Annotated in this window: 21 protein-coding genes and 1 pseudogene; 10 read left to right on the top strand and 12 right to left on the bottom strand. The window is 51.8% G+C overall.

Going from position 1 to position 22536, the window contains the following annotated elements:
• Nucleotides 1-29 precede the first annotated feature (29 nt).
• Nucleotides 30-1292, bottom strand: a complete 1263-nt coding sequence (locus P2R09_RS04515; RefSeq protein WP_275767500.1) for a maltoporin — start codon at nt 1290-1292, stop codon at nt 30-32.
• Between the two features lie 266 nt (nt 1293-1558).
• Between P2R09_RS04515 and P2R09_RS04510 the strand changes: the two genes are divergently transcribed.
• Both P2R09_RS04510 and P2R09_RS04505 read left to right on the top strand, forming a co-directional pair.
• Nucleotides 1559-2629 carry a LacI family DNA-binding transcriptional regulator gene (locus tag P2R09_RS04510; protein WP_275767498.1) on the top strand — a complete coding sequence of 357 codons (1071 nt, stop codon included), beginning with the start codon at nt 1559-1561 and terminating at the stop codon, nt 2627-2629.
• Nucleotides 2630-2813: 184 nt separating this feature from the next.
• Nucleotides 2814-3140: a hypothetical protein gene (locus tag P2R09_RS04505; protein ID WP_275767496.1), complete on the top strand. Its 327-nt coding sequence runs from the start codon at nt 2814-2816 to the stop codon at nt 3138-3140.
• 108 nt (nt 3141-3248) lie between these two features.
• Here P2R09_RS04505 and P2R09_RS04500 read toward each other — a convergent pair whose 3' ends face one another.
• Nucleotides 3249-4022, bottom strand: coding sequence for a hypothetical protein (locus P2R09_RS04500; RefSeq protein ID WP_275767493.1), 774 nt, complete (start codon nt 4020-4022; stop codon nt 3249-3251).
• Between the two features lie 768 nt (nt 4023-4790).
• Here P2R09_RS04500 and P2R09_RS04495 point away from each other — a divergent pair.
• Together P2R09_RS04495 and P2R09_RS04490 are read left to right on the top strand one after the other, a co-directional pair.
• Entirely contained in the window at nt 4791-6038 is a 1248-nt protein-coding gene (locus P2R09_RS04495; RefSeq protein ID WP_275767491.1) for a sensor domain-containing diguanylate cyclase, read from the top strand.
• A 399-nt stretch (nt 6039-6437) separates the two neighbouring features.
• The gene (locus P2R09_RS04490) at nt 6438-7796 is read left to right on the top strand and encodes an esterase-like activity of phytase family protein (RefSeq protein ID WP_275767489.1); all 1359 of its coding nucleotides are present in this window, start codon (nt 6438-6440) and stop codon (nt 7794-7796) included.
• A gap of 42 nt (nt 7797-7838) precedes the next feature.
• Here P2R09_RS04490 and P2R09_RS04485 read toward each other — a convergent pair whose 3' ends face one another.
• The 5 genes and pseudogenes from P2R09_RS04485 to P2R09_RS04465 all read right to left on the bottom strand — a co-directional run bounded on the left by P2R09_RS04485 (nt 7839) and on the right by P2R09_RS04465 (nt 12397).
• Complete coding sequence (locus P2R09_RS04485; protein WP_275767487.1) at nt 7839-8315, bottom strand: glutathione peroxidase; 477 nt, start codon at nt 8313-8315, stop codon at nt 7839-7841.
• A gap of 167 nt (nt 8316-8482) precedes the next feature.
• Nucleotides 8483-9505 (bottom strand): NADP-dependent oxidoreductase, encoded by a 1023-nt coding sequence (locus P2R09_RS04480; protein WP_275768102.1) that lies wholly within the window; start codon nt 9503-9505, stop codon nt 8483-8485.
• Nucleotides 9505-10326 (bottom strand): oxidoreductase, encoded by an 822-nt coding sequence (locus tag P2R09_RS04475; protein WP_275767485.1) that lies wholly within the window; start codon nt 10324-10326, stop codon nt 9505-9507. Before P2R09_RS04475 ends, P2R09_RS04480 begins: the two co-directional genes overlap by 1 nt.
• Nucleotides 10327-10449: 123 nt before the next feature.
• Nucleotides 10450-11232 (bottom strand): SDR family oxidoreductase, encoded by a 783-nt coding sequence (locus tag P2R09_RS04470; RefSeq protein WP_275768100.1) that lies wholly within the window; start codon nt 11230-11232, stop codon nt 10450-10452.
• Between the two features lie 72 nt (nt 11233-11304).
• Nucleotides 11305-12397: pseudogene (locus P2R09_RS04465) on the bottom strand (alkene reductase).
• A gap of 127 nt (nt 12398-12524) precedes the next feature.
• On the opposite strand from P2R09_RS04465, the gene P2R09_RS04460 reads away from it, so the two are divergent.
• On the top strand, nt 12525-13073 hold the full coding sequence (locus tag P2R09_RS04460) for a TetR/AcrR family transcriptional regulator (RefSeq protein ID WP_275767483.1): 549 nt from the start codon (nt 12525-12527) through the stop codon (nt 13071-13073).
• Between the two features lie 175 nt (nt 13074-13248).
• Here P2R09_RS04460 and P2R09_RS04455 read toward each other — a convergent pair whose 3' ends face one another.
• Nucleotides 13249-14049, bottom strand: a complete 801-nt coding sequence (locus P2R09_RS04455; RefSeq protein ID WP_187513040.1) for an SDR family oxidoreductase — start codon at nt 14047-14049, stop codon at nt 13249-13251.
• Between the two features lie 266 nt (nt 14050-14315).
• Between P2R09_RS04455 and P2R09_RS04450 the strand changes: the two genes are divergently transcribed.
• Entirely contained in the window at nt 14316-14768 is a 453-nt protein-coding gene (locus P2R09_RS04450; protein ID WP_275768098.1) for a GNAT family N-acetyltransferase, read from the top strand.
• A gap of 3 nt (nt 14769-14771) precedes the next feature.
• Here P2R09_RS04450 and P2R09_RS04445 read toward each other — a convergent pair whose 3' ends face one another.
• Nucleotides 14772-15245: an Lrp/AsnC family transcriptional regulator gene (locus P2R09_RS04445; protein WP_275767479.1), complete on the bottom strand. Its 474-nt coding sequence runs from the start codon at nt 15243-15245 to the stop codon at nt 14772-14774.
• A gap of 315 nt (nt 15246-15560) precedes the next feature.
• Here P2R09_RS04445 and P2R09_RS04440 point away from each other — a divergent pair, with 315 nt between their 5' ends.
• From P2R09_RS04440 to P2R09_RS04425, 4 genes are all read left to right on the top strand, one after another.
• Nucleotides 15561-16187 (top strand): LysE family translocator, encoded by a 627-nt coding sequence (locus tag P2R09_RS04440; protein WP_275767477.1) that lies wholly within the window; start codon nt 15561-15563, stop codon nt 16185-16187.
• Between the two features lie 641 nt (nt 16188-16828).
• Nucleotides 16829-18169 carry an MFS transporter gene (locus P2R09_RS04435; protein ID WP_140033829.1) on the top strand — a complete coding sequence of 447 codons (1341 nt, stop codon included), beginning with the start codon at nt 16829-16831 and terminating at the stop codon, nt 18167-18169.
• 419 nt (nt 18170-18588) lie between these two features.
• Nucleotides 18589-19710, top strand: coding sequence for a CocE/NonD family hydrolase (locus P2R09_RS04430; protein ID WP_275767474.1), 1122 nt, complete (start codon nt 18589-18591; stop codon nt 19708-19710).
• A gap of 158 nt (nt 19711-19868) precedes the next feature.
• Nucleotides 19869-20357 carry a GNAT family N-acetyltransferase gene (locus P2R09_RS04425; RefSeq protein ID WP_275767472.1) on the top strand — a complete coding sequence of 163 codons (489 nt, stop codon included), beginning with the start codon at nt 19869-19871 and terminating at the stop codon, nt 20355-20357.
• Between the two features lie 60 nt (nt 20358-20417).
• Here P2R09_RS04425 and P2R09_RS04420 read toward each other — a convergent pair whose 3' ends face one another.
• From P2R09_RS04420 to P2R09_RS04410, 3 genes are all read right to left on the bottom strand, one after another.
• Nucleotides 20418-20765, bottom strand: coding sequence for a cupin domain-containing protein (locus P2R09_RS04420; RefSeq protein ID WP_275767470.1), 348 nt, complete (start codon nt 20763-20765; stop codon nt 20418-20420).
• Between the two features lie 90 nt (nt 20766-20855).
• Nucleotides 20856-21806 carry a hydroxyacid dehydrogenase gene (locus P2R09_RS04415; RefSeq protein WP_275767468.1) on the bottom strand — a complete coding sequence of 317 codons (951 nt, stop codon included), beginning with the start codon at nt 21804-21806 and terminating at the stop codon, nt 20856-20858.
• Nucleotides 21806-22498 carry a demethylmenaquinone methyltransferase gene (locus P2R09_RS04410; RefSeq protein WP_003851600.1) on the bottom strand — a complete coding sequence of 231 codons (693 nt, stop codon included), beginning with the start codon at nt 22496-22498 and terminating at the stop codon, nt 21806-21808. The genes P2R09_RS04415 and P2R09_RS04410 overlap by 1 nt, the downstream gene beginning before the upstream one ends.
• Nucleotides 22499-22536 lie beyond the last annotated feature (38 nt).

The following is a 22536-nucleotide window of genomic DNA, read 5'->3' as shown; positions in this document are numbered from 1 at the left end:
ACAATGATCACAATGAGGAGACTGCTCTGTTACCACCAGGCTTCGACCTGTACGCCGAAGTTCCAGGTGTTGTTACTGGTGTTATCTTTGAAGCTGTGTCCGTCTTCTGAATCATTCAGGTAAGAAGCAAACAGACGCAGCTCCGGACGAGACATAAATTCGGGGCCGGCTGCCAGTCCCAGCGCCAGCGTATATTTCTGTCCCGCCGCTTTATAGTCGCTGCCCACTTTATTCTCATCTTTCTGCCAGAAACTGCCGACTTCGCCGATACCACGGACATACTGTGTGAACTGATACTGTCCACGACCCACCAGCGACAGCAGCGTACTTTTGCTGGTCTGCGCGGTGATATCATCGGCTGAGCCCCAGGTGAAGACCTGATTCAGGGAGAATTTATCGGTAATCGGTAACAGGCCGGTATTGATCACGCGATAGCCGGTGGCATTGCTGGTATCGTTCCACATGTCATACCAGCCGCCGCCCTGCGAGATCATGTTTTGTGCCAGGCCTTTGTTGGCATACTGGAACACCAGTTTCTGATAGCCACCCCACATGTCCTGACTGATCTCACTGGTGAACATAACGCCGTTATCCGCGTCATACAGGCCACCATATTCTTTCTGTTTGTTCGTGGTGTTCGGCATGGCGTAGTCAACACCAAACTCGGTCCAGGCTCCGCTCCAGGGTTTCCAGCCGGCATAGCGAAGGTCGAGGTAGTTAATGTTGACGTCGTTATCGCCATCCACGCGGTAATCCACATCATTGGCGTCGCCACGAATCCACGCAAACGAGATAGCGCCCGGACCCAGGGTGTAGTTTTCGATACCGGCACCTGAACCGGAAATATTCCAGTATTTGGTATCAATGATGTGCAGATCGTGGCGCTGGTAGTAGCGTTTGCCGCCCCAGATCACGGCATCTTTGTCACCCGGCACCAGTCCTTTTATCTGCAGGTTCAGCTGACGCAAACCAAACTGCGCATCATCGCCGAAGGTGGTTTCGTTATCGTTTGAGCCGTCGGAGAACATGCTGACCATGGTGTCGACATAGAAACTCACGTCGTCCTTTTTGTAGACCTCGCTGCCTAGCTCAACCTCGCCATAGGTGTCAGCTTCGTTGCCAAGACGGCCAACCTTGTTTTTTTGATACTCTTCAATACCGCCATCCTGCGATACGCCCACGCCACCACGCAGATAGCCATGGAAATCAATGTTGTCGATAGCGGCATAGAGTGTCGGGGAGGTCAGGGCCGCAGCAAGCGCCACAGCAGCAGTACGTAACCTTGTTTCCATGTTATCCTCAATTTTTATTTGTAATACGTTCACATGACAGCGGCAGTAAACGCCTTTTGTCAGATTAGTGACAAATAAAATCGCGATAATGTGTGACGTACTGCAAATAAAGCAGCGATATTTGTAACGATTAGTGAATTGGATCACCAAATTTTACTATGTGAAGGTATTACTTTTACTTTTTATTCCCGCAATGTGACTGCGGCAGCCTGGCTGTCACAGCGGCTGTGATACCATGCCGACATCGGTCATCAGGGATGCGAATTATGAAATCAAAAAATGCCACCTTAGAGGATGTCGCCCGTCACGCTGGCGTGTCGTATCAGACGGTTTCACGGGTTTTGAATAAGTCGGCAAATGTCTCGGAATCAACGCGGCGCAAGGTGGAGCACTCAATTGAGACCCTGCGTTACGTGCCTAACAGACTGGCGCAGCAGCTGGTGGGTAAGCAGAGCACCACGCTTGGTCTGGTGACAACATCGCTCGCCCTGCATGCGCCATCTCAGGTGGCCGCCGCCGTTAAACGTTATGCCAATGCTGCGGACTATCAGGTACTGATTGCGATGATTGATGAGAACGTCAACCAAAGCCTGCAGGACTGTATCAATGAACTGAAGTCTCAGCGGGTAGATAAAGTCATTATCAACGTCCCGCTGGAGAGTGCTGACGCAGAACAGGTCATGGAGGAGAATCAGGACATACTCTGTCTGTTCCTGGATGTTGATCCCTACAGTTCGGTGTTTAACGTTTCGTTTAACCCGGCTGACGGCACTCGCGCCAGCGTCAAATATCTGTATGAGCAGGGGCATCGCGAATTCGCGCTGCTGGCCGGGCCTGAGCAGTCGGTCTCTGCCAATCTGCGGTTGAAGAGCTGGCTGGATACGCTGGAAAGTTATCGTCTGAAGCCGGTTAGTGTCAGCCACGGCAACTGGGATGCGCAGAGTGGTTATAACGGTGTATTGCAACTGTTGCGGGAAGCGCCGGAATTCAGCGCGCTGCTCGTGGGCAATGACCAGATGGCGCTGGGTGTGCTAAGCGCACTGCATCAGCGCGGCGTGGCGGTGCCGGGGCAAATTTCGGTGATTGGCTACGACGATACCTATGAAAGCGCCTTCTTCCATCCGGCGTTAACCACGGTATCGCTGGATCTGGATTTACAGGGTAAAGAAGCGGTGTCGCGTCTGTTGTTAGCCAGTGAAGAGGATGATCAGCGTTCCTCTTCCATCCTGCCAGCAAAACTGGTGGTGCGCAGTTCAACCGGTAGCGCCGGGCAGCAGCAGCGGGATTTAAAGCAGATTGCCGAACAGTTGCGGCTGATCGCCAGCCGGCTTGAGTGACCCGGCAATTCCTGAAGATAAAAAAGCATAAGAACGCACCGCTGCTATGCTCAGATCAGGATAATTATTCTGAATGTCGGACAGATTGCCCGATTATCTGATGCTGTCGTGACGTGCATTTTGATTCGCGCTAAGGCACTCCGATACATTCAGCCCGATTTCATTGGCTTCAGGGAGTGACATTATGCTGTGGCTCGAACAGGGACTTTACCTTCGGATTGAGGAGTTAGCGCATGGCCCCAGGCCGCTGCCGCTTTCGAGTGGTTTTACGCCCCAGACGGCTTATCGGGCGCTGGGCTGTTTTAACCCTTCCGAGACTTCAGATGCTTACTACATTCTTTCAAATGACCGCGATGAAATATGGTTTATCTGTAATCGTCATCTGAGAACCGTTTTTCTTGATGCCAGTAACACCGCATTTCGGGTAAAGATGCAGGAGCAAGCAGAGAGTCTGCCGGTGCTCTCCACCGCGCCCGAGGGTCATAACATCTCTTTTGAACGCTCAGTCTGATTTTGCTGTGTGCGGACCATGACGCATCAGAAATATAAAAGCCGCCATTGCTGGCGGCCCTGATGACATCTGTAAAAGCGTGACCTGTAAATCTAAGGGTCGCGCTTTTTAATTTACCGTTGCCGACTTTATCGCCGGTCGCTGTGGCAGTACGACCATACAGGTGATAATGATCAGTGCCAGCGTCAGCGAGGCACCGTATCGACTCAGCGCCAGTCCACCTGCGGCAAGGGGTTTATCCAGAAAGTCGCCGACAACGGCACCTAAAGGTCGGGTCAGAATAAAGGCTGCCCAGAAAAGTGCTGTGCGGGAAAGTGACGTAAAGCGACTGGCAGCCCAGATAATAGCCAGTGCCCCAACAAACAGCAGGATCCCGCCATCGTAACCCAACCCTTCGGTGTCTGCCGTCCAGTCACCCAATGCTGTGCCCAGTGTTTGTGAGAACATAATGGTGACCCAGTAAAAGCACTCCGTGACCCCATTGTTTACTGAGCTTACTGCGACTGTGCCGCAGGTGATTTTCCACAGGAACAGAGAGAGAACCAGTAGTGTGCTCAGTAGCAGCGTGCCCCCTGGATAGCCAATGTTCAGCGAGCGATCGGCAAAGTCTGCCATCGTCGTGCCAACTGTGGTTGTGGCGACCACGGTGAACCAGTAAATCCATTTATTGAAGTTGTGACGGTTAATCTGCACCACCACCGCGACCAGGAAGATGATGGCAAATATCAGTGTCCCGGTCAGATAACCCAGATTCATCGACATGGTCACTGCATCACCACCGGTTTCACCCAGGGTTGTCGCTGCAATTTTGGTTAACCAGAAAGCCGCGGTGACGGCCGGAACTTTGCTTAGGGAGTGAGAGGCTGTGTTGTTATTTTGCATGAGGTCGTGCTCCGGAAAAGCCCAACATGGGCTAATATCGCAGGGATTCTATGAGATTAATCTTAAGAAAATGTTAAGCTGAAGGAATGAAAAATATTTCCCTAACAGGATTTTTAACGTGGCGTGAATCGGGAAGGGCGTTTTGAAATAAGACCTGAATTTCAGATGAAGCGCCCACATCACGATGTAATCACATGTTATTTTTTATCCGGACGGAAAGCTGGCTTTCGTGATTGGATGCGGGTAGTCAGACATGCGCAAATAAAACTCTCTTACAAATATCCATCTATAAGCAATAAAATTAAAGAATCACAGTGCCCAAACACAGTGTCTCAGATTACTTTCAATCTCTTGTTGTGAATGCCGTGAGGGCCAGCCAGAGTGACTAATCCTTGTTACAGGAGGAAAGGGACGGCGCTGGCGGCGTAAAGGTTTTCAGATAAGCTGACCTCCAGCGTTTCAGATCCCTGATTTATCAGGGATGTGACTAAAGATTCTGTCCCGATGCGCCGATATACTCAGGCTGATACTTCTGACACTGCATACTGTCATGGACGTTTTGCGCAGACTCATAGGGAAAGGGTGACTCAAAAACGGTAGCCGCAGTGGCGCCGGTTTAAGCCAGTGTTTATGGCGGGTATTTTTGCAATGATAAACCTGTTCCCAGGCCTGTTTTAGATGCAGGCGGGGACTTAAGGTTATAATCAGGTGTGTAGCGACGAGTATTGCGCACAGTTAATATCGTCAGCAACATCGGAGTCGGCCACCATGAACACAATGATCAAACCCTCTTTTACCGCTGTTTGGTCTACTGACGCCCAGGGTATCTGCATCACCAGTCAGGCAAGCCCGGCGGGTATGATGCCTGAACTGAAAGGCGTGACGCTGAGTTCATGGCTGAGGCTGGCGCAGGCTGACGACGATGCGAAAGTTGCGCAGAAACTGACGGCAGCGCTGGAAGAACTCACGCCTTTTCATATCGAAGTGCCTATTCACTGTCTGGACGGTAAGACGCGCCGTGTCCTTTTGTCTGGCCTGCCGGATTCCCTGCCCGGGCGATCTCATCTGCAATATAACGGCTTCATTCTTGATGTCACCGGACAGCGTAAAGCGCTGGAGGATGCGCTGCGCACAGCGGCAGAATATCGTCTGTTGATTGAAAACAGCACCGATCTTATTGCCCATTGCGATGCGGAAGGCCGCTACGTGTCAATCTCACCCTCTTATAGCGAAATGATTGGCTGGACCGCCGAAGAGGTGGTGGGCAAGTTAGTACTGGATTTCCTGCATCCCGACGATCATGACGCTGCCACTGAAACACTCTCATGCATCTTTAGCGGCGGAGTATGGCCGGATGTGGTGGAAGTGCGCAAACTGCATCGTGACGGTCATTACATCAATCTGGGCACCAAAGCCTGTGGCGTCACCAATCCTAATACGGGAAAAAACATTGGTGCCGTACTGGTGTCGCGCGACATCACGCGAGACAAAGAGCGGATGCGTGATCTTGAGAAGCTGGCGACCCTGGACACGCTGACCGGCCTGCATAACCGCGCCTGGATCATTGAGAAAGTGGTTGGCATGCTGTCTCAGGTGGAGGATCAGGCCTACACCACCGTAATGTTTATTGATCTTAACGGCTTTAAGGCGGTAAATGATCTGATGGGGCACGCGACGGGCGATGCGCTATTGCAACAGGTGAGTCAACGGCTGCAACGCTGCATGCGTCCAGGAGATTCCGTGGCGCGATTGGGCGGCGATGAGTTTGTCGTGGCAGCGAAGTGTCATAATCGCGAAACCGCATCTGCTATTGCTCAGCGTATTATTGACAGTCTTCAGGCGCCATTTGCTATTAATAATATGGATGTGCGCATCGGCGCAGCGATCGGTATCAGTCTTGCCCGCTTCGGCACGGTATCGGCCAAAATGTTATTCGAAAATGCGGATAAGGCGATGTATCAGGCCAAAGCACGGCGTGATGGTTCTTACCAGTTTTTTGAGTCAGCAGCGCCTTAGCCAATCAGCAAGCTGGCGGGGAACGCTCCCTGAATTCTCCATTTCTCCTGCTCCGGCGAACAATCATTTTACGGTGTCATCACAGTGGTCATAACGCCGTTAAGCCTGGCTGATTAACCCCATCCCTGTCAGACACTATGCCCGTCCTCTCCTGTTATCCGGGAGAAGGCCAGATCGATATCATGCCCGTCGTGTGCCATCGAATCTGCCTGCCGGATTCGCGTCACGGGTACGCTGCCGTGAACGGCTTTCATTGAAGCTATACACTCCTCCCTTTCCAGCCACTCTTCTCAACGGTGTAATAATCAAGCTTTTAGCCGTGAATGTTTCCAGGTTATTTCATTTTCCTGTCATTTTCATTCTTCACGCTGTGCGTTTCCCTTCATGGATTTTAGAAATATGAAAATAAAAGCGATATCTCTGGTTACCAGTTGTGTGCTCTCTTTATCCACATTCGCGGCGCAGCCGCAGGTGGAACGCTACATCGTCAGTTTTCCGGAAGGAACGCGTGTCAGTTACAACGGCGCGTTTGCCAGTGCATTTCCTCAGGGGTTGCCAGTGGGCATTGGCTCCGGTTTGTTATTTACAGGCAAGGAAGGGGATGCGCTGACATTTGAAACGGTCACCGATCGCGGACCGAATGCTGATTCGCCTGATGTGGGTAAGAAAGAGTCAAAAATCTTTGTCACGCCAGACTTCGCGCCACTGCTGATGAGAATTCGGGTTCAGAACGGCAAAGCTCAGGCTACGGATGCCCGACCGTTGCATGACAATAAAGGCAGTATTAATGGATTGCCGTTACAGAATGACGTTATCGGGTCAACTAATGAAATCGCGCTAAGCGATACGTTGAAGGTGCTGCATGGCGATAACCGCGGTCTGGATACGGAAGGCATTACGCCCGATGGAAAGGGCGGATATTGGCTATGTGATGAATATGGCCCGTTCCTGATTAACGTTGATGAGCGTGGCACAATTCTGGCCATTCACGGACCGCAGGCCGCAGAGGGAGAGAAAGCTCTGGCGGGCGGTCTGCCAAATATTCTCAAATGGCGTCAGCCAAATCGCGGCTTTGAAGGGATCACCCGCATGCCGGATGGGCGCATCATCGCCGCAGTACAAAGCACGCTGGATATTGACGGTAAAAGTAAAAAGCAGGCGCGATTTACGCGTCTGGTGAGCTTTGATCCGGCGACCGGGAAAACCGCGATGTATGGCTACCCCATCGACAGTGGGGTTTACAGTAAAAACAGTGACGCAAAAATTGGCGATATTGTGGCGCTAGACAATCAGCATATCCTGTTGATTGAGCAAGGCAGCGACAAAAACGACACAATGCGCAACCTTATCTACAAGGTTGATCTCAGCACGGCTACCGATCTTACAGCCTTTGATAAGCCGGGCGACTATCCGGAATTTAATGACGAGAAAGCGCTGGCGCAGCGCGGTATTAAGCTGGCCGATAAAACCCTGGTGGCCGATTTACGTCAACTCGGCTGGCAGCAGGAGAAGGCTGAAGGGCTGGCGCTTATCGACAGGAAAACGCTCGCGATCGCCAATGACAATGACTTCGGCGTGAGAGCGGTCATGCAAAATCCGGTTAAAGGTAAGAAGCGTAAAGATTATCAGGTGACCGGGCAGGGGGCGCTCACGATTGATGATAAGCCCGTGGCAACGACCATCGGCCTGGAACCCTTAGAGAAACCTGAATCGGACAGCGAGTTGTGGATTATTACGCTGGCAGAGCCGCTGCAATAAACGCTTTGCTCACACAGGGCTGCATGCCTTTACTGCAGCCCCTTAAAGGGCAGCAATAATGGCGGCTTCCATTTTCCCGGGCGTGGTGGTCGGGGCAAATCGTTTGATCGGTTTGCCGTCGCGCCCGATAAGGAACTTAGTAAAGTTCCATTTAATACGCCCACCCAGCACGCCGGGTAATTCCTCTTTCAGGTACCGAAAAATCGGATGGGCTGCGCTGCCATTAACCTCTACCTTGCCGAACATTGGAAAACTCACACCATAGTTGATGTGGCATGTCTGCGCGATCTCGTCGGCTCCGCCGGGCTCCTGTTTACCGAACTGATTGCAGGGGAATCCCAGCACCACCAGTCCCTGAGCAGCATACTTTTTGTAGAGGTCTTCAAGACCTGCGTATTGGGGCGTGAATCCACAATGGCTGGCGGTATTCACCACCAGAACCACGTTGCCTGCGAAGTCGTTCATTGAGATAAGCTCACCATTGAGGCTGGCGGCCTTAAATTGATAAAAGGGAGACATGTCACCCTCCTCTAAGCAAAACCCGGTATGCGTCAACAGTAGCACAGCACGAACAGCGGAGGGAGATGGTGCCCGGCAGAGAGTGCGCTCACAGACCCCTAATCCTGATGCCAATCTCTGCCGCCAGCGTACAGAGTGATCTTTCGTTTTCGATGAGAGTTCGGGGGCTATTCCTGCTGAACCTTAACCACGACTTTACCTTTTGCGCGACCTTGTTGAAGCCAGTCAAGGGCCTCCTGAGTTTTGGCGAAAGGGAATACTCTGTCGATCACCGGCTTAATGTGTTCCGCTTCAATCAGGCTGGCTATATGGCTGAGCTGATTGCCATCGGGACGCACAAAATGAAAGGAATAATGCAGGCCACGTTTTTTTGTAAGCCGCACAATCTTACGGCTCATCAGGCCCAATATTAGCCGCAGAACGATGTTCAGGTGTCTGGCTCGCGCGAAATCAGCGTCTAAAGGTCCAATCAGAGAGACTATTTTTCCACCGGGTTTTAGGATCTGCGTGGATTTCTCAATGGCATCCCCACGGAGCGTACCGAGAACAACATCATAATCCCTCAGCACCTGTTCGAATTCCTGTTTTTTATAGTCAACCACTTCATCTGCACCCAGCCGACTGACCCATTCCACATTAGCCGTACTGGTCGTCGTTCCTGTCTTTGCGCCAAGATGTTTCGCCAGTTGAATTGCAAAGCTGCCGATGCCTCCTGAACCTGCTGGAATGAAGACCTTCTGTCCCGGCTGCAGAGAGGTTCTCTCTGTGAATGCCTGCCATGACGTCAGACTCACCATCGGAAGCGCAGCCGCCTGAACAAAATCCAGATTCTTTGGCTTTATTGCCGCGTGACTTTCATGAACCCGCGCATACTCAGCCAGAGAACCCGTACCGGTGTCGAAAATGCTGGCGTAAACCTCATCACCCGGCTTAAAACGCGTCACGCGACTCCCCGTTGCGACAACCACACCCGCCAGATCGCTGCCGAGCGTAGCGGGCAGCTTAAAATGCAAAACTGGCTTGAACGTTCCCGCAGGGATCATGTTATCGATGGGATTCAGACCTACGGCATACACCTTCACCAGGATTTCTTCATCGCCGTGAGAAGGATAATCGCTCTCTTCAAACCCCAGTTCAGGTGATTTTCCGTAGCGTTTAAACGTAAAGGCTTTCATCGTTCGGGTTTTCATCATTCATTTCTCGCATCAAGCTGAAGGCTGTTTCGCACAACTTTATCGAGCAATGAAGCGGGCGCAAAACGGCGGATAAAATTGAGTTTTGCAGCCAGCGTTCCTGCTGTATAGCGTACTTTTGGCCGTGCGCTCTGCGCCGCGTTAACCACGACCTCTGCCACCACCTCAGCGCTTTCTGCTGTAGCCATTGCCTTACTGACCACCTTCGTTAACTTAGCCCGAATGAGTTCGTACTCTTCAAGCTTTGCGTCTGGTTCTATATTGTGAGCTTCAAACTGCGTTTTTATGTATGCCGGTTCGATGACGGAGACCCTGATACCCTGTGTGCGCAGTTCATGATCAAGTGCGCCCGAGTAACCCTCTACGGCATGTTTACTGGCGGCATACAGGGCGACATAGGGCAATGGCACGATGCCGAGAATCGAACCGATGTTAATAATGCGCCCACTGCCCTGATGGCGCATGTGGGGCAGCACGGCCCGTGTCACTCTTACAATACCCATAAAATTGGTGTCGAAGATCTGCCGCGCCTGCTCAATAGAACTCTCTTCTGCGGCTGCCGGAGAAACCCCGAAGCCCGCGTTGTTCACGAGAAGGTCGATTCGGCCCTCCCGCTGGATTAACGCCTCAATGGCAGCCTTAACCGACGCGTCATCCGTCACATCCAGTGGCAGTAAGGGAAAAGCGTGTTCACCTGCCGCCGGACCACGCCGGCTTGTGCCATAGACCCGATAACCCGCCGCAAGAAGTTTATTAGCAGAGGCTTCGCCAATTCCTGAAGATGCGCCAGTCACAAGTGCTACACGTATTGGTGTCATGATGAGTATGACCTTAAGTTTGCGTTTGGATTTTTCTGCAGGAAAATAGACGCAGCCGCAGATTAATCATTGGCTTCACTCTCAGCAGAACCCCGATTTAGGGTTCCGCTGAAGTGATTGTCATTACAACGTTTTGTAGCGTTCTGCTGCTTCATCCTGTCTGATGTCTGACAGCAGCCCCTGACGGGCGGTATCCAGCACATCCCAGCGCTCAGCATGATGCAAAGGCGGAATCGTCACGAGCTCGCGGCGGTCAAAGCCTGCCAGAGCGGCGTCAACCAGTTCGCCGACTTCCATCATTTTCGGCGCGTTAGTGATGTCGATACCGGCGCGATTCCATATTTCGGTGTAAGTCCCCGCCGGAAGTACCGCCTGGATATAAATCCCTTTTGATGACAGCTCTAGGTTCATTCCCTGAGACAGGAACAGAACAAAGGCTTTGGTTGCGCCGTAGACCGTCATCGCAAATTCCGGGGCGAGTCCAACGATTGAACTGATATTGACGATTGAACCTTCTCCGGCGTCGGCAAAACGGGTAGCCGCAACACTGGCAAGTCGCGTCAGGGCGGTTACGTTTAAGGCGATAAGCTTTTCCATGGAATCCGGCGTTTGCTCGGTAAAACTGCCGGACTGAGCGATACCCGCGTTATTGATAAGAATACCTATCCCCGCATCTTCACGCAGGCGCGTTTCTACTGTGGTTAAATCACCCGCTTGTGTCAGATCGGCAGGCAGAACATCCACGGAAATCGTGTGTTCCTGTTGCAGTCGTTTCGCAAGGGCTTCCATTTTTGTTTTGTCGCGAGCAACCAGAACAAGGTCATGTCCACGACGGGCAAACCGTTCTGCATAGACCGCACCAATTCCTGCGGATGCCCCGGTGATAAGAACTGAAGGTTTTTTCATCATTTTATCTTCTTTGTTAGTGGGTAAGAATCGCCGTCGGCGAAGTATGTTAAGCAGATACACCCCAGGAATTTATTCGCTGGTACCGCTTAGTGACGGATAATCGGTATAGCCTTGTGCTCCACCGCCATACAGTGTTTCAGGATTGAGAGGGGCCAGAGGCGCTCCCGTCTTCAGTCTTTCGACTAAATCAGGGTTAGAAATGAAGGGGCGGCCGAACGCGAATAAATCGGCTTTATCCTGTGCAAGATGCTCAGATGCCAGCGCCAGGTCATAGCCATTATTACCGATATAGGTGTTTCTGAAGCGGCGACGCAGCGACGTGTAATCGAACGGCGTTGCATCACGGGGACCGCCCGTTACGCCTTCGACGACGTGCAGATAGGCGATACCTGAAGCATTGAGCTGGTCTGCCACATAGTCATATTGTGGCTGTGGATCGCTGCATGAAATCGCATTGGCGGGAGAGACAGGTGAGATGCGAACGCCCGTACGCTCAGCGCCGATCTCATCTTTGACGGCCTGCACGACTTCCAGCAGCAGGCGCGCACGATTCTCTACAGAACCGCCATATTCATCGGTTCGCTGGTTGGCACCATCCTTCAGAAACTGTTCCAGCAGGTAGCCATTCGCGCCATGTATTTCTACGCCATCAAAACCGGCGGCAATGGCATTAGCCGACGCCTGTCTGAAGTCAGCGACAATCCCGTTTATTTCATGCAGTTCAAGGGCGCGGGGTTCAGAGACGTCAGCGAATCCGTTGTTCACAAAGGTTTTAGTTTCAGCGCGGATGGCCGAGGGTGCGACTGGTGCAGCGCCGCCGGGTTGTAAATCGACGTGTGAAACCCGACCCACGTGCCATAGCTGTACAAATATGCGCCCACCTTTCGCGTGCACTGCGTCAGTCACTTTCCGCCAGCCGTCAATCTGCGCCTGGGTGTAGATGCCAGGCGTATCCTGATAGCCCTGCGCCTGCTCAGAAATCTGCCTGGCTTCGGTTATCAGTAATCCTGCCGTGGCACGTTGCGCGTAGTAAGTCGCTGCCAGTTCGCCCGGCACCAGTACCTGCTTCGGCCCGGTTACGCGTCAGCGGAGCCATCACTATGCGATTTGCCAGCGTGATGGACCCCAGTTCATAAGTTTGAAATAGCGCGTCATTGGTCATGATCATTCCTCGGTGAGGTAACGGGCAAAAGTGCTTTTTAATGATTATGATCGTAATCATTAATGTCAACTGGTTTGATTATGATCATCATCAATGTATAATCAGGCTCTGTGTCAGGAGGTAAAATATGAAAGTGTCCAAAGAGCAGGTTCGTGAAAACCGGTTGCGGGTCGTTGAAACCGCGTCAGCGCTTTTTCGCGAGCGTGGTTATGATGGAGTAGGCGTTGCAGAACTGATGTCAGCCGCAGGGTTAACACATGGCGGGTTTTATAAGCATTTCGGGTCGAAAGCTGATCTGTTAGCCGAAGCGATGCGCTGCGGTTTTGCGCAATCCGCAGAAAAAACCCAGGGTGTGAGTCGCGAAACGTTTATCGAATACTATCTTTCCAGACAGCATCGCGATGATAGGGGAAAGGGATGTGTCATGTCGGCTCTGGGGACTGATGCAGCCCGTCAGTCTGAATCCATTCAGGAGACATTTGCGGCCGGGCTTGAACGGCAACTGGCTATTCTTGAATCAGAAAAAGCAACGCGCGCAGAACTGATCAATACCATTGCGCATCTTGTGGGTGCGATAATGCTTTCGCGTGCCTGTCCGGCCAACTCCGGGCTCGCTGATGAAATTCTGGACGTCTGCCGAACGCGTTTGCTTACGCCAGATGAAGATGAACATTGAGTCCGTATTTTTCCGCTCCACTGGTATGAAGACACGGCGCACTGACGGGAGTGTTCAGCTTGCTGGCGTGTAATTTATAGCAGCAGGCGTGCGAAATCCGGACTTCCTGTTCCGGATTTCGTATTGGCTGATGGATATAAACCTGCCGTCCATCTCCTGAATCAGCGACTCACGGTCAGCCGTTGTCGCGAAATCCAGGATACAGGCTCATTCCGCCATCGATAAATAGCGTTGTCCCATGAACGTAGTCAGATAAATCGCTGGCAAGCCAGACGACGGCATTCGCCACGTCTTCAGCTGCACCGATGCGCCCGTAAGGAATGAGTTTCAATAACTCTTTGCCTGCCTCGCCCTGAGTCGCTTCCTCGTTGATGGCCGTGGCAATAGCGCCGGGGGCCACGGAGTTAACGCGTATGCGATCTTCACCCACTTCCTGTGCAAGACTTTTCATCAGCAAATCAACCCCGCCTTTTGACGCGGCATAGTTGACGTGTCCGGCCCAGGGAATCAGCTGATGAACCGAACTCATATGAATAATTTTTCCCACCGCGCGGCTGAGGTCAGGGCGGTGCTCCTGGCTGCGGAACTGTCGCAACGCAGCGCGCGCGCACAGGAACTGGCCGGTGAGGTTGACGTTAATAACGGTGTTCCAGTCCTCAAGCGTCATCTCAATGGAGGGCGCATCCTTCTGAAGGCCTGAGTTTGCGACCAGGATATCCAGTCTGCCAAATTCAGCAATCGTCTGGTCAAAAAGGTTCTGTACCTCCGCTTCTTTCGATACATCTCCTTTGACTGCGATGGCACGTCCACCGTCTGCACGGATGTTTTCAACCAGTTTCTCTGCCGGTTCCGCCTGACTGTGGTAGTTAACCACCACACAGGCACCTTCTCTGGCGAGAGCTTCAGCACAGGCATAGCCGAGACCTGAGCTGGCGCCGGTGACCAGCGCAACCTGATTTTTGAGAGAAAAGATCATGAGGCTTCCTTAATTCTGTAATTGATGGGCGTCTGAATCCGGCAGGCATTATTCTGGGACGGTAAATCGCTGACACTGCAAAGTCCGGACACCCATTTTCTGATTAACCGACTCGCCGGCGTGAGTGCTTAGGCCTGAGTCACTGAATTATAGATGCGAAGTGCGGGGTTAGCCGGGTACAGGTATCGGAATGTGCGGAGAATGTCGTTGATGCATTTAGCTTCATCTCCTTTTATCCTGACGAAAATCCTGAAAAAAGTATGAGCATGATAACAGTAGAAAAAGCCGATCCCCGTTCAGCAGAGTCTCAACATCTGATAACCAAACTGTCAGAAGAACTCGCGGCGATTACCGGTGATAGTGGCAAAAGTAACTTCACCATTGACTCTTTGGGTGACGAGAGATCGCTATGGGTACTCGCCAGAAACAGCAAGGGTGATGCAGTAGGTTGCGGCGCAATCAGGTTGTTAACCGAAGATATTGCTGAACTCAAAAGAATGTATTCAGATCGCAGTTCCCCGGCTATCGGTAGCGCGTTACTCACTTTCCTGGAAAGCTCTGCCTTTTATATGGGATATAGCCAAATCTGGCTTGAAACGCGATCGGTTAACCATAAGGCCGTCAATTTTTATCTGAGAAAGGGTTATAAGTTTATAGAAAATTATGGGCCCTACGTGAATCGAGAAGACGCGGTGTGCTTTGCGAAACGCCTGAACTGATATTTACTCAGAGATTGTCTTAATAGGGTAAGTCACGAGAGGTTTGATCTCTTTCAGCACAAACATGCTCTGCATCTCTTTGATGCCGGGCAACCGGCGTACCACGGACATGGCAAAATCGGCGTAGGAGTCGAGATCTGACGCCACCACCTGCAGGAGGAAGTCAGCATCGCCACCGATACTGTAGCAGGCCACCACATCCTCCAGCGCAGTCACTTCCTCTTCAAATTTTCGGGCCTCGGCTTCGCTGTGACTGTCGATGACGACCCGGATGAAAACCATCACGCCAAGACCAATTTTTTTGCGGTCAAGTACAGCACGGTAGCCCTGAATTACTTTATCTTCTTCCAGCTTGCGGACTTTGCGCCAGCACGGCGAGGCTGAAAGGTTTATTTTCTCTGCCAGCACCTGGTTCGTCACGCGCGCATCATCCTGCAGGATTTCGAGGATCTTCATATCTGTCGGGCTAAGGGCCATGCGCGAAAACTCCTTTCTTCAGAGAGCCTTTAGAGGGTTATTTTTACCTGATTATCCGTATCGGGTAAATGATATAGGTAACAATTTTCTGCCCCGCCACGGCATAATACATTCACCATTTCTAATGAATATTAACAACGAAACAAGGAATGAACGGATCCTATGTTGATGCACATCGTCATGTTTACGCTGAAAATTCCGTGGAGCTTGCCGTGCAGGATCTGGTTTTTGCCCGGGCTATCGTCGCCGGAAGCCGGTCCGCTATTAACAATACGCTTAAATAACTTTTAGCCCTCTCTTTCGACAGGAATCACAATGTCAGGAACTGCTCAGATACTCTCTTACATGGCTGCACTGGGACTCGCGGCCGCCATTCCGGGGCCGGGGATGACCGCATTAGTTGCCCGTAGCGTCAGTGGCGGTCTGGTGACCGGCTTTACGATGCTGGCTGGCCTCATTCTTGGCGATTTGATCTATTTATCGATTGCCGTCTTTGGTCTGGCGGTGATCGCGCACAACTACACCTCCATTTTTACGCTAATTAACTGGGCTGCTTCACTCTATTTATGTGTGCTGGCATGGCAGTTCTGGTGCCACCAGCCGCAGGCGATAAACATCAACCAGAAAGCGACAAAACGGGAACTGGCATCGGCGTGGTTTTCCGGGCTGACGATCACGCTGGGCAATCCGAAGACCATCGCTTTCTATATGGCGATATTACCTCTGGTGATCTCGCTGGATAATGTCTCGTTGCAGATGTGGGGGGGAATGCTGGTGCCGCTAACCGTATTTGTCCTGCTCTGTATTGGCGCAGTTTTCATTCTGGCGGCGCTCAGAATACGCCACCTCCTCACCAGCAAAAAAGCGCAACGACGCCTTTTCCGATCGGCCGGTTTCATTATGATGCTGGCCGCGGCAGGCATGGTCATTAAGACGCTGTAAAGTCCGGTGGCTCCGCCTGCCGGCAGGGGCTGACTGGCAAGTTTGTCCGGGATTGGCGGCAGTCGCGAACCCAACGGTCAGCGGCAGGGGCGGTAAGCCGTGCGGCTGACCTGTCGCCTTGATATCAGCTTGATCGCTTAACGCCACGGCGGTGGCCGTCAGTCTGCAGGGATGTCCAGAATGCACAGCCTGAATGCTGCGGGCAACGGACAGCAACTTGCGGCGGCGGGGATAATAAATAGTTAGCGCTGCACAGTTTCTCTGGCCGCCGCCAGCGCAGCAGCAGGGGGATAAGCCCCGCATCATTTAACCGACTCACCCTCATGGCAGTTAACCGTCCTCTGCAGGCCTGCGTTACTTAACCTCTGCTTCCCTTTCGCGACGATCAGCGTCACTCCTGACGATTACCGTTAATCAGCGCCAGAGATCCCCACTGCCTGCTCATTTACGGCATGTCCGTCACATAAAATAAAACTGATGGATACTTTTCTGTGACAAATAACACAACCTGATTACATCTTCCGGCGGAGATGATTTTTTATCGTGATAATAGTTTTACTGAGTACATTAATGTTGTATCAGGTACAACAAGGCGCTTCGCGCTTAGCGCGTTAAGTGATGAAAAAATTGTGAGGATCATCATGTCTGAAAAACAGCACATCACGACTTTCTCTGCCGATATTGAGCAGCAGACCGTTAAGAAGGTGGTCTGGCGCATTTTGCCCTTCCTGATTATTTGTTATCTGATTGCCATTATCGATCGCGGCAACATTGGTATGGCTTCGTTACAGATGAACGAAGATTTAGGACTGTCGAAAGCGGTATTTGGTTTTGCGAGCAGTCTGTTTTTCGTCGGTTACTTCCTGTTCGAGGTTCCCAGCAACCTCGCCATGCAGAAAATAGGCGCAAAAATCTGGATCTCCCGCATCATGGTGTCGTGGGGCATCATCTCGGTTTGTACCGCCTTTGTAGAGAGCGCCAATACCCTCTATGTACTGCGCTTTCTACTGGGGGCCGCGGAGGCAGGATTTTTCCCGGGCGTGATTCTGTATCTGACATACTGGATCCCCGGTAAGTACCGTGCCCGCGTGATTGCGACTTTCATGGTGGCTATTCCTGCAGCGAATTTTGTTGGATCGCCAATTTCTGGTCTGATTCTGTCACTGGATGGCTGGCTGGGCATGCGTGGCTGGCACTGGCTATTCATCCTGGAAGGCATTCCTGCGGTGATTCTGGGGATTGCGGCCTTCTTCGTATTAAGCAATCGTCCCACCAGTGCCAGCTGGTTAAATGAGGAACAAAAAGCGTGGCTGAACAGCACCCTTGAAGCTGAAAATGCGAAGAAGAAAGCCATTGGTCACATCTCTCTCTGGCAATTGCTGCGTCACAAACATATCTGGGTAATGGCGCTGATCTATGCAGGTGCGTCTGCGGCGGGCTCAACGCTAAGCGTCTGGTCTCCGCAACTGCTTAAATCGTTTGGTCTGGATAACCTGACCACCGGTTTGGTCAACGCAATTCCATATGGTCTGGCATCGGTTCTTATGATTGTCTGGGGCAGAAGTTCTGACCGCAGCGGCGAGCGTCGCTGGCACACCGCGTTGACGCTGTTTCTGATTGCGGGTGGTTTGCTGTCCGCCTTCATCACCAATAGTCTGACCGGAAGCGTTGTCATCCTGTCGCTGGTTCTGATCGGCGCGTATTCGATGAAAGGGCCTTTCTGGGCACTGGCATCGGGGTGGATGTCATCCACTACCGCTGCTGCGGGCCTTGCTGCAATCGGCGCGGTGGCCAATCTGATTGGGGGAGGACTGATGGTTAACGTTTACGGCATTATTAATCAGGCAACCGGCAGTCATACTCTTGCCATGGTGCCACTGGCTATCCTCTGCGGTGCTGGAGGTATCGCTGTGCTGGTCATGGGCCGTAAAAAAGAGTCGGCGATTAACGTTGAGAATAACGCTTCGCCAGTCGGAAAATAATCTCACCAGGCCAGCAGACATTAATCAAAATGTCTGCTGGTCACACCGCCCGGCTTTTAATCCCCGTAACTAACGCGCCGCTTGCTGCAGACACCTCAACCAGTGAGAACTGCCTGATAGCCTCAACGCTAAAGTGCATGATGAAACCAGCAACACAATACTGCTGCACATCCTTCTGGCTGGTTTTAAAAAGTCTGAGAGAAGTGCACATGAACCTGCGCTGAAACGACTACAAAACGATATAACACTCATCCTCGTCCAGGAAGTGATCAGTAACAATCTGACAAGAAAATTCCTTTTCTCATCGCTACTGACTTAAACAATCTCAGGCTAGTTTATCCAATATAATCGGACATACGGAGCCGCTAAACGTGTTTACACCCTCTCTGAATCATTCAGCATGCGGGCTTATAGTTATATTGACGTTAGGGCTGGCAGTTTCCATACCCGATGCGAACGCGGTTAACGCTGAAGAAAACCAGCAGATTAACGGTCTTGTCAGAGAGCCACTCATGCTACCTGTGACTTTGCCAGAGGGTAAGCCAGCACTCCTGGAAGCTTTCGTGACGCGACCCGCCGGAGATAAACGCTGGCCTGTTGCCCTTATCACCCATGGCACGGCGGAGACGGCTGAGTTCGATCGGTTGGAAATGAACCCGAACTGGATGTCAGGAATGGCACTGGCATTCGCCCGGCACGGCTATGCGGCGGTGGTCGTTATGCGTGAAGGTTACGGGTATTCAAGCGGCGGTGCTGAATATACCGGCAGTACCTGTGTTGAGCCGCGGCATGATCTTGCCGGAAAAAGGGATGCTGAAGACCTGCTGGGAGCGCTCAACGCTATCAGGCATGAGCCCTGGGCATCCCATCATTCAGCCATTCTCGCCGGGATGTCAGCGGGTGGTTTTGGCGTCCTGGCTACGGGGGCCCGCCAGCCAAAAGGTGTTCAGGCAATCATCAACTTTGACGGCGGGCGGGGTGCCGGAAAGGGTGGGTCGTTGTGTGACAGAGCCGGGTTACTTAAAAGCTTTGCTTCCATGGGCGCCACTTCGCGCATTCCTTCGCTTTGGCTCTATTCGCAAAACGACAAATTATTCCCGCCTTTCACCGGCATCTCTTTTTTCCATTCTTATACTTCAGCAGGTGGTCTCGCCAGCTTTATCGTGATGCCACCTTATGATGCTAACGGTCATACTTTTATAGAATCCGCACCTGAAGATTACTGGTGGCATCCTGTCGCTGAATTTCTTCAGAAACAGCGGTTGGCATACAAGGCGATAGTGGCGACACGTATTGAAAGACTGCCTCTGCCGCAGACTCTCAATAGCGCCTCAGGAACCTTAGCATTCAGAAAATATGAATCTGCACAGCTTTATGAAAAAGCATTTGCTACCGATGTCAGAGGTGTTTGGGGAGTGTCTTACCGGGCGCGCACAACGGAAGATGCTGCTGCGAGGGCGCTTAGCAACTGTCAGATGTATGAGCATACCGCGAATGTGAAGTGCAGGATTTATGCTGTCAATAACACACTCATGCCGTGATAAAATTAAATGGGTCAGTAACGTGATTCCTCGGGTGGAATGAACGTCTCTGCATATTGCGGATGTATTCTCATTGATCAGGTTTACAGGAAGGGTGTACGGCTTAATAAAGACACCGTCCCATGACCGGGGTCGTTAATTTTTAAAAAGGAATAGGTGTGGAAGTAACTGCAGAACTGTGTCCTCCAGAGGAATGGGAATCAATGGTGAACATTTTTACTGAAATGGAAGAATATTATTACGGTAAAGGAATTATTCATGAGTCACTGTTGAAAAACTATCTTCATACTCAACTGTTCAGCACATTCTCTGGCACACAGGTCATCAGGGCGCGCTGTGGTACCCTCATCGTTGGGCTGGCCTGCTGCACTATTCTTTATCCTTCTCCCCGGTATAGCGGTGAGTTTCACATCAAAGAACTTTTCGTCTCTCAAAATGAGAGAGGAAAAGGGATTGGTAAATCACTCATGCAGTTTATGGCGCAACTTGCCCTTAAGCAGGCGTGTCTCAGCCTGAGCTGGAACGCAGAAAAATCCAACCTTCGGGCAAACCGTTTTTATCAGTCACTCGGCGGAAAGATCAACGACAGTATCGTGAGTTATTCTCTGCACGGTGACCCCCTCAGAACACTGGCTACTGAAGATTAATCAGATCCTCACAACGCTGACCTGAAGAGAAGATAATCGATAGCACGCTTTCATGAGTTTTCAGCCGTTTTCAGGGAGGTCAGAACGATCGCCACGGGTTGATGGATGCGAAATCACAAGAAATTCCACCGGAAACCCGGTGTCATTTCTGGCCTGATGCTTTGCTCCCGGCGGGATTTCGAGTCCTTGCTGAGCCTTGATGTCATGTTTCTCACCCTCTGACTCCATGGTAAGAACACCACTGAGTACAAAGAAAAATTGTCTTGAGACGGCGTGCCAGTGGCGTTTTTCAGACGTGCCTGGTGGCATCTTTTCATGAATGACCAGCATATCCTGGCGATTTAACAGATACCAGCCGTCGCATTCTTCACCCCATACATAGTGCTCTGCGTTTTCCTTAGAAATCATCCTTATCATCCTTTTAGCCTAAATCTAATGAGTGCCTTAAGGATGAGATACAGCACTGAGTGAGTCATGTCTAATCTTTGAAACTCAGAATTACGCTGCTGGACTTCCTTCCTTAAGCGTTACCGCCAGAACATCCAGGATGTTACGTGCTGCAACAGTGCCCATCTTCACGTAAGAGTTATCACTGACGCCGCCGATGTGTGGCGACAGAATTACGTTCTCAACATTCTGCCAGATATGTGGGGCCGTGAGGGGTTCTGACTGGAAACTGTCCAGTGCTGCCCAGGCCACGGTGCCATTCGTCAGCGCCGCTAACAGCGCTTCATCATCAATGAGTCCGCCGCGTGCGGTGTTAACCAGAATGGCCCCTTTTTTAAACAACGCCAGTTTCTCTGCGTTAATCATCTGGCGCGTCTGTTCGGTGAGCGGGCAGTGCAGCGAAATGACATCAGACTGTTGCAGCAGATCGTCAAGTGAGGATGATTCACACTCATCAGGGAAGGTTTTGGCAAAGGGATCATAGGCGAGCACCTTCATGCCAAAAGCCCGGCCAATGCGGGCAACGCGACCACCAATTGCGCCCAGCCCCACCAGTCCCAGTGTTCTGCCTTCCAGCTCAATGGACTTATGGGTGGATTTATCCCAGTATCCCTGACGCATACGCTGATCCAGCGTTATCACCGATTTGGCGCAGGCCAGAATCAGCGCCCATGTATGCTCGGCCACTGCCGCTGCGTTGGCCCCCGGCGCGGACTGGACACTGATATGGCGTTCTGCTGCTGCTTTTTGATCAATAACGTCAATACCGCTGCCATGTTTGGAAATCACCCGCAGGGCAGGTGCGGCATCCATGATGCGGGCGTTGATTTTTCCGTAGCGGACGATAATCGCCACCGGGTTATGCTGCTGGCAGAGCTGGAACAGCGTGTCTTCGTCGGGTTGCTTGCCAGCATAAACGATGCGGAATTCAGTCAGCAGGTTCAGCGCCTGCGGTGCCAGATCATTGCCGGTCACCAGAATGACAGGAGATGAGGTTGTCATCACAGTGTCTCCCCCTCGTGCAGCATGCCTGCGATTTGAAGCGATTTCTCTAACCAGGGTGCGCGCAGGTCGCCATCACGAATGGCTGCAATGCGGCCGGTCTCAAAATCCAGTTTTTTCTGGGCCAGTTCGAGCAGCTCGGGAACGGCTTCACGCGGCAGAACCACCACGCCATCAATATCACCAATGACAAGATCGCCTGGCTGAATGGCTGCGCCCGCCACAGAAACAGGGAAGTTAACCCGTCCCGCAACAGATTTAGTCGGGCCGCAGGGATTCAAGCCTGCAGAGAAAACCGGGAATCCGTTTGCGCTCAAAGAATCGGCATCACGCACCGCACCATCAATAATGATTCCGGCGATACCAGAAGCTTCAGCCTGAGTGGACATAATTTCACCGATTAAGGCACAGCTGATATCGCCTTTGCCATCGACAACAATCACATCACCTGGCTGAGCAATTGCCAGTGCGGCGTGAATGGCAAGGTTATCGCCTGGCCTGACTTCAACGGTAATCGCCGGTCCGGCGACTTTCATCGTGGGGGAGACAGGTTTAACGCGACCATGCAGCGTTCCTCGTCGTCCGGCAACATCAGCGAGTATCGCTGCCTGATACTGAGCAGCCTGTTTTACGAGCTCTGGCGCGACACGGATGATGTCGCGATTGATGAAGGTATTCTCTGCATTAGGCATAAATCATTCCTCACTTGTTTTACCAGGTACAATCAGGT

Origin of the sequence: Pantoea sp. Cr_R13 (genome assembly GCF_029222565.1) — a bacterium.
Classification (GTDB): Bacteria; Pseudomonadota; Gammaproteobacteria; order Enterobacterales; family Enterobacteriaceae; genus Pantoea; species Pantoea eucalypti.
The sequence above is the reverse complement of the archived record's forward strand: the minus strand, read 5'-3'. Positions and strand labels throughout refer to the sequence as shown.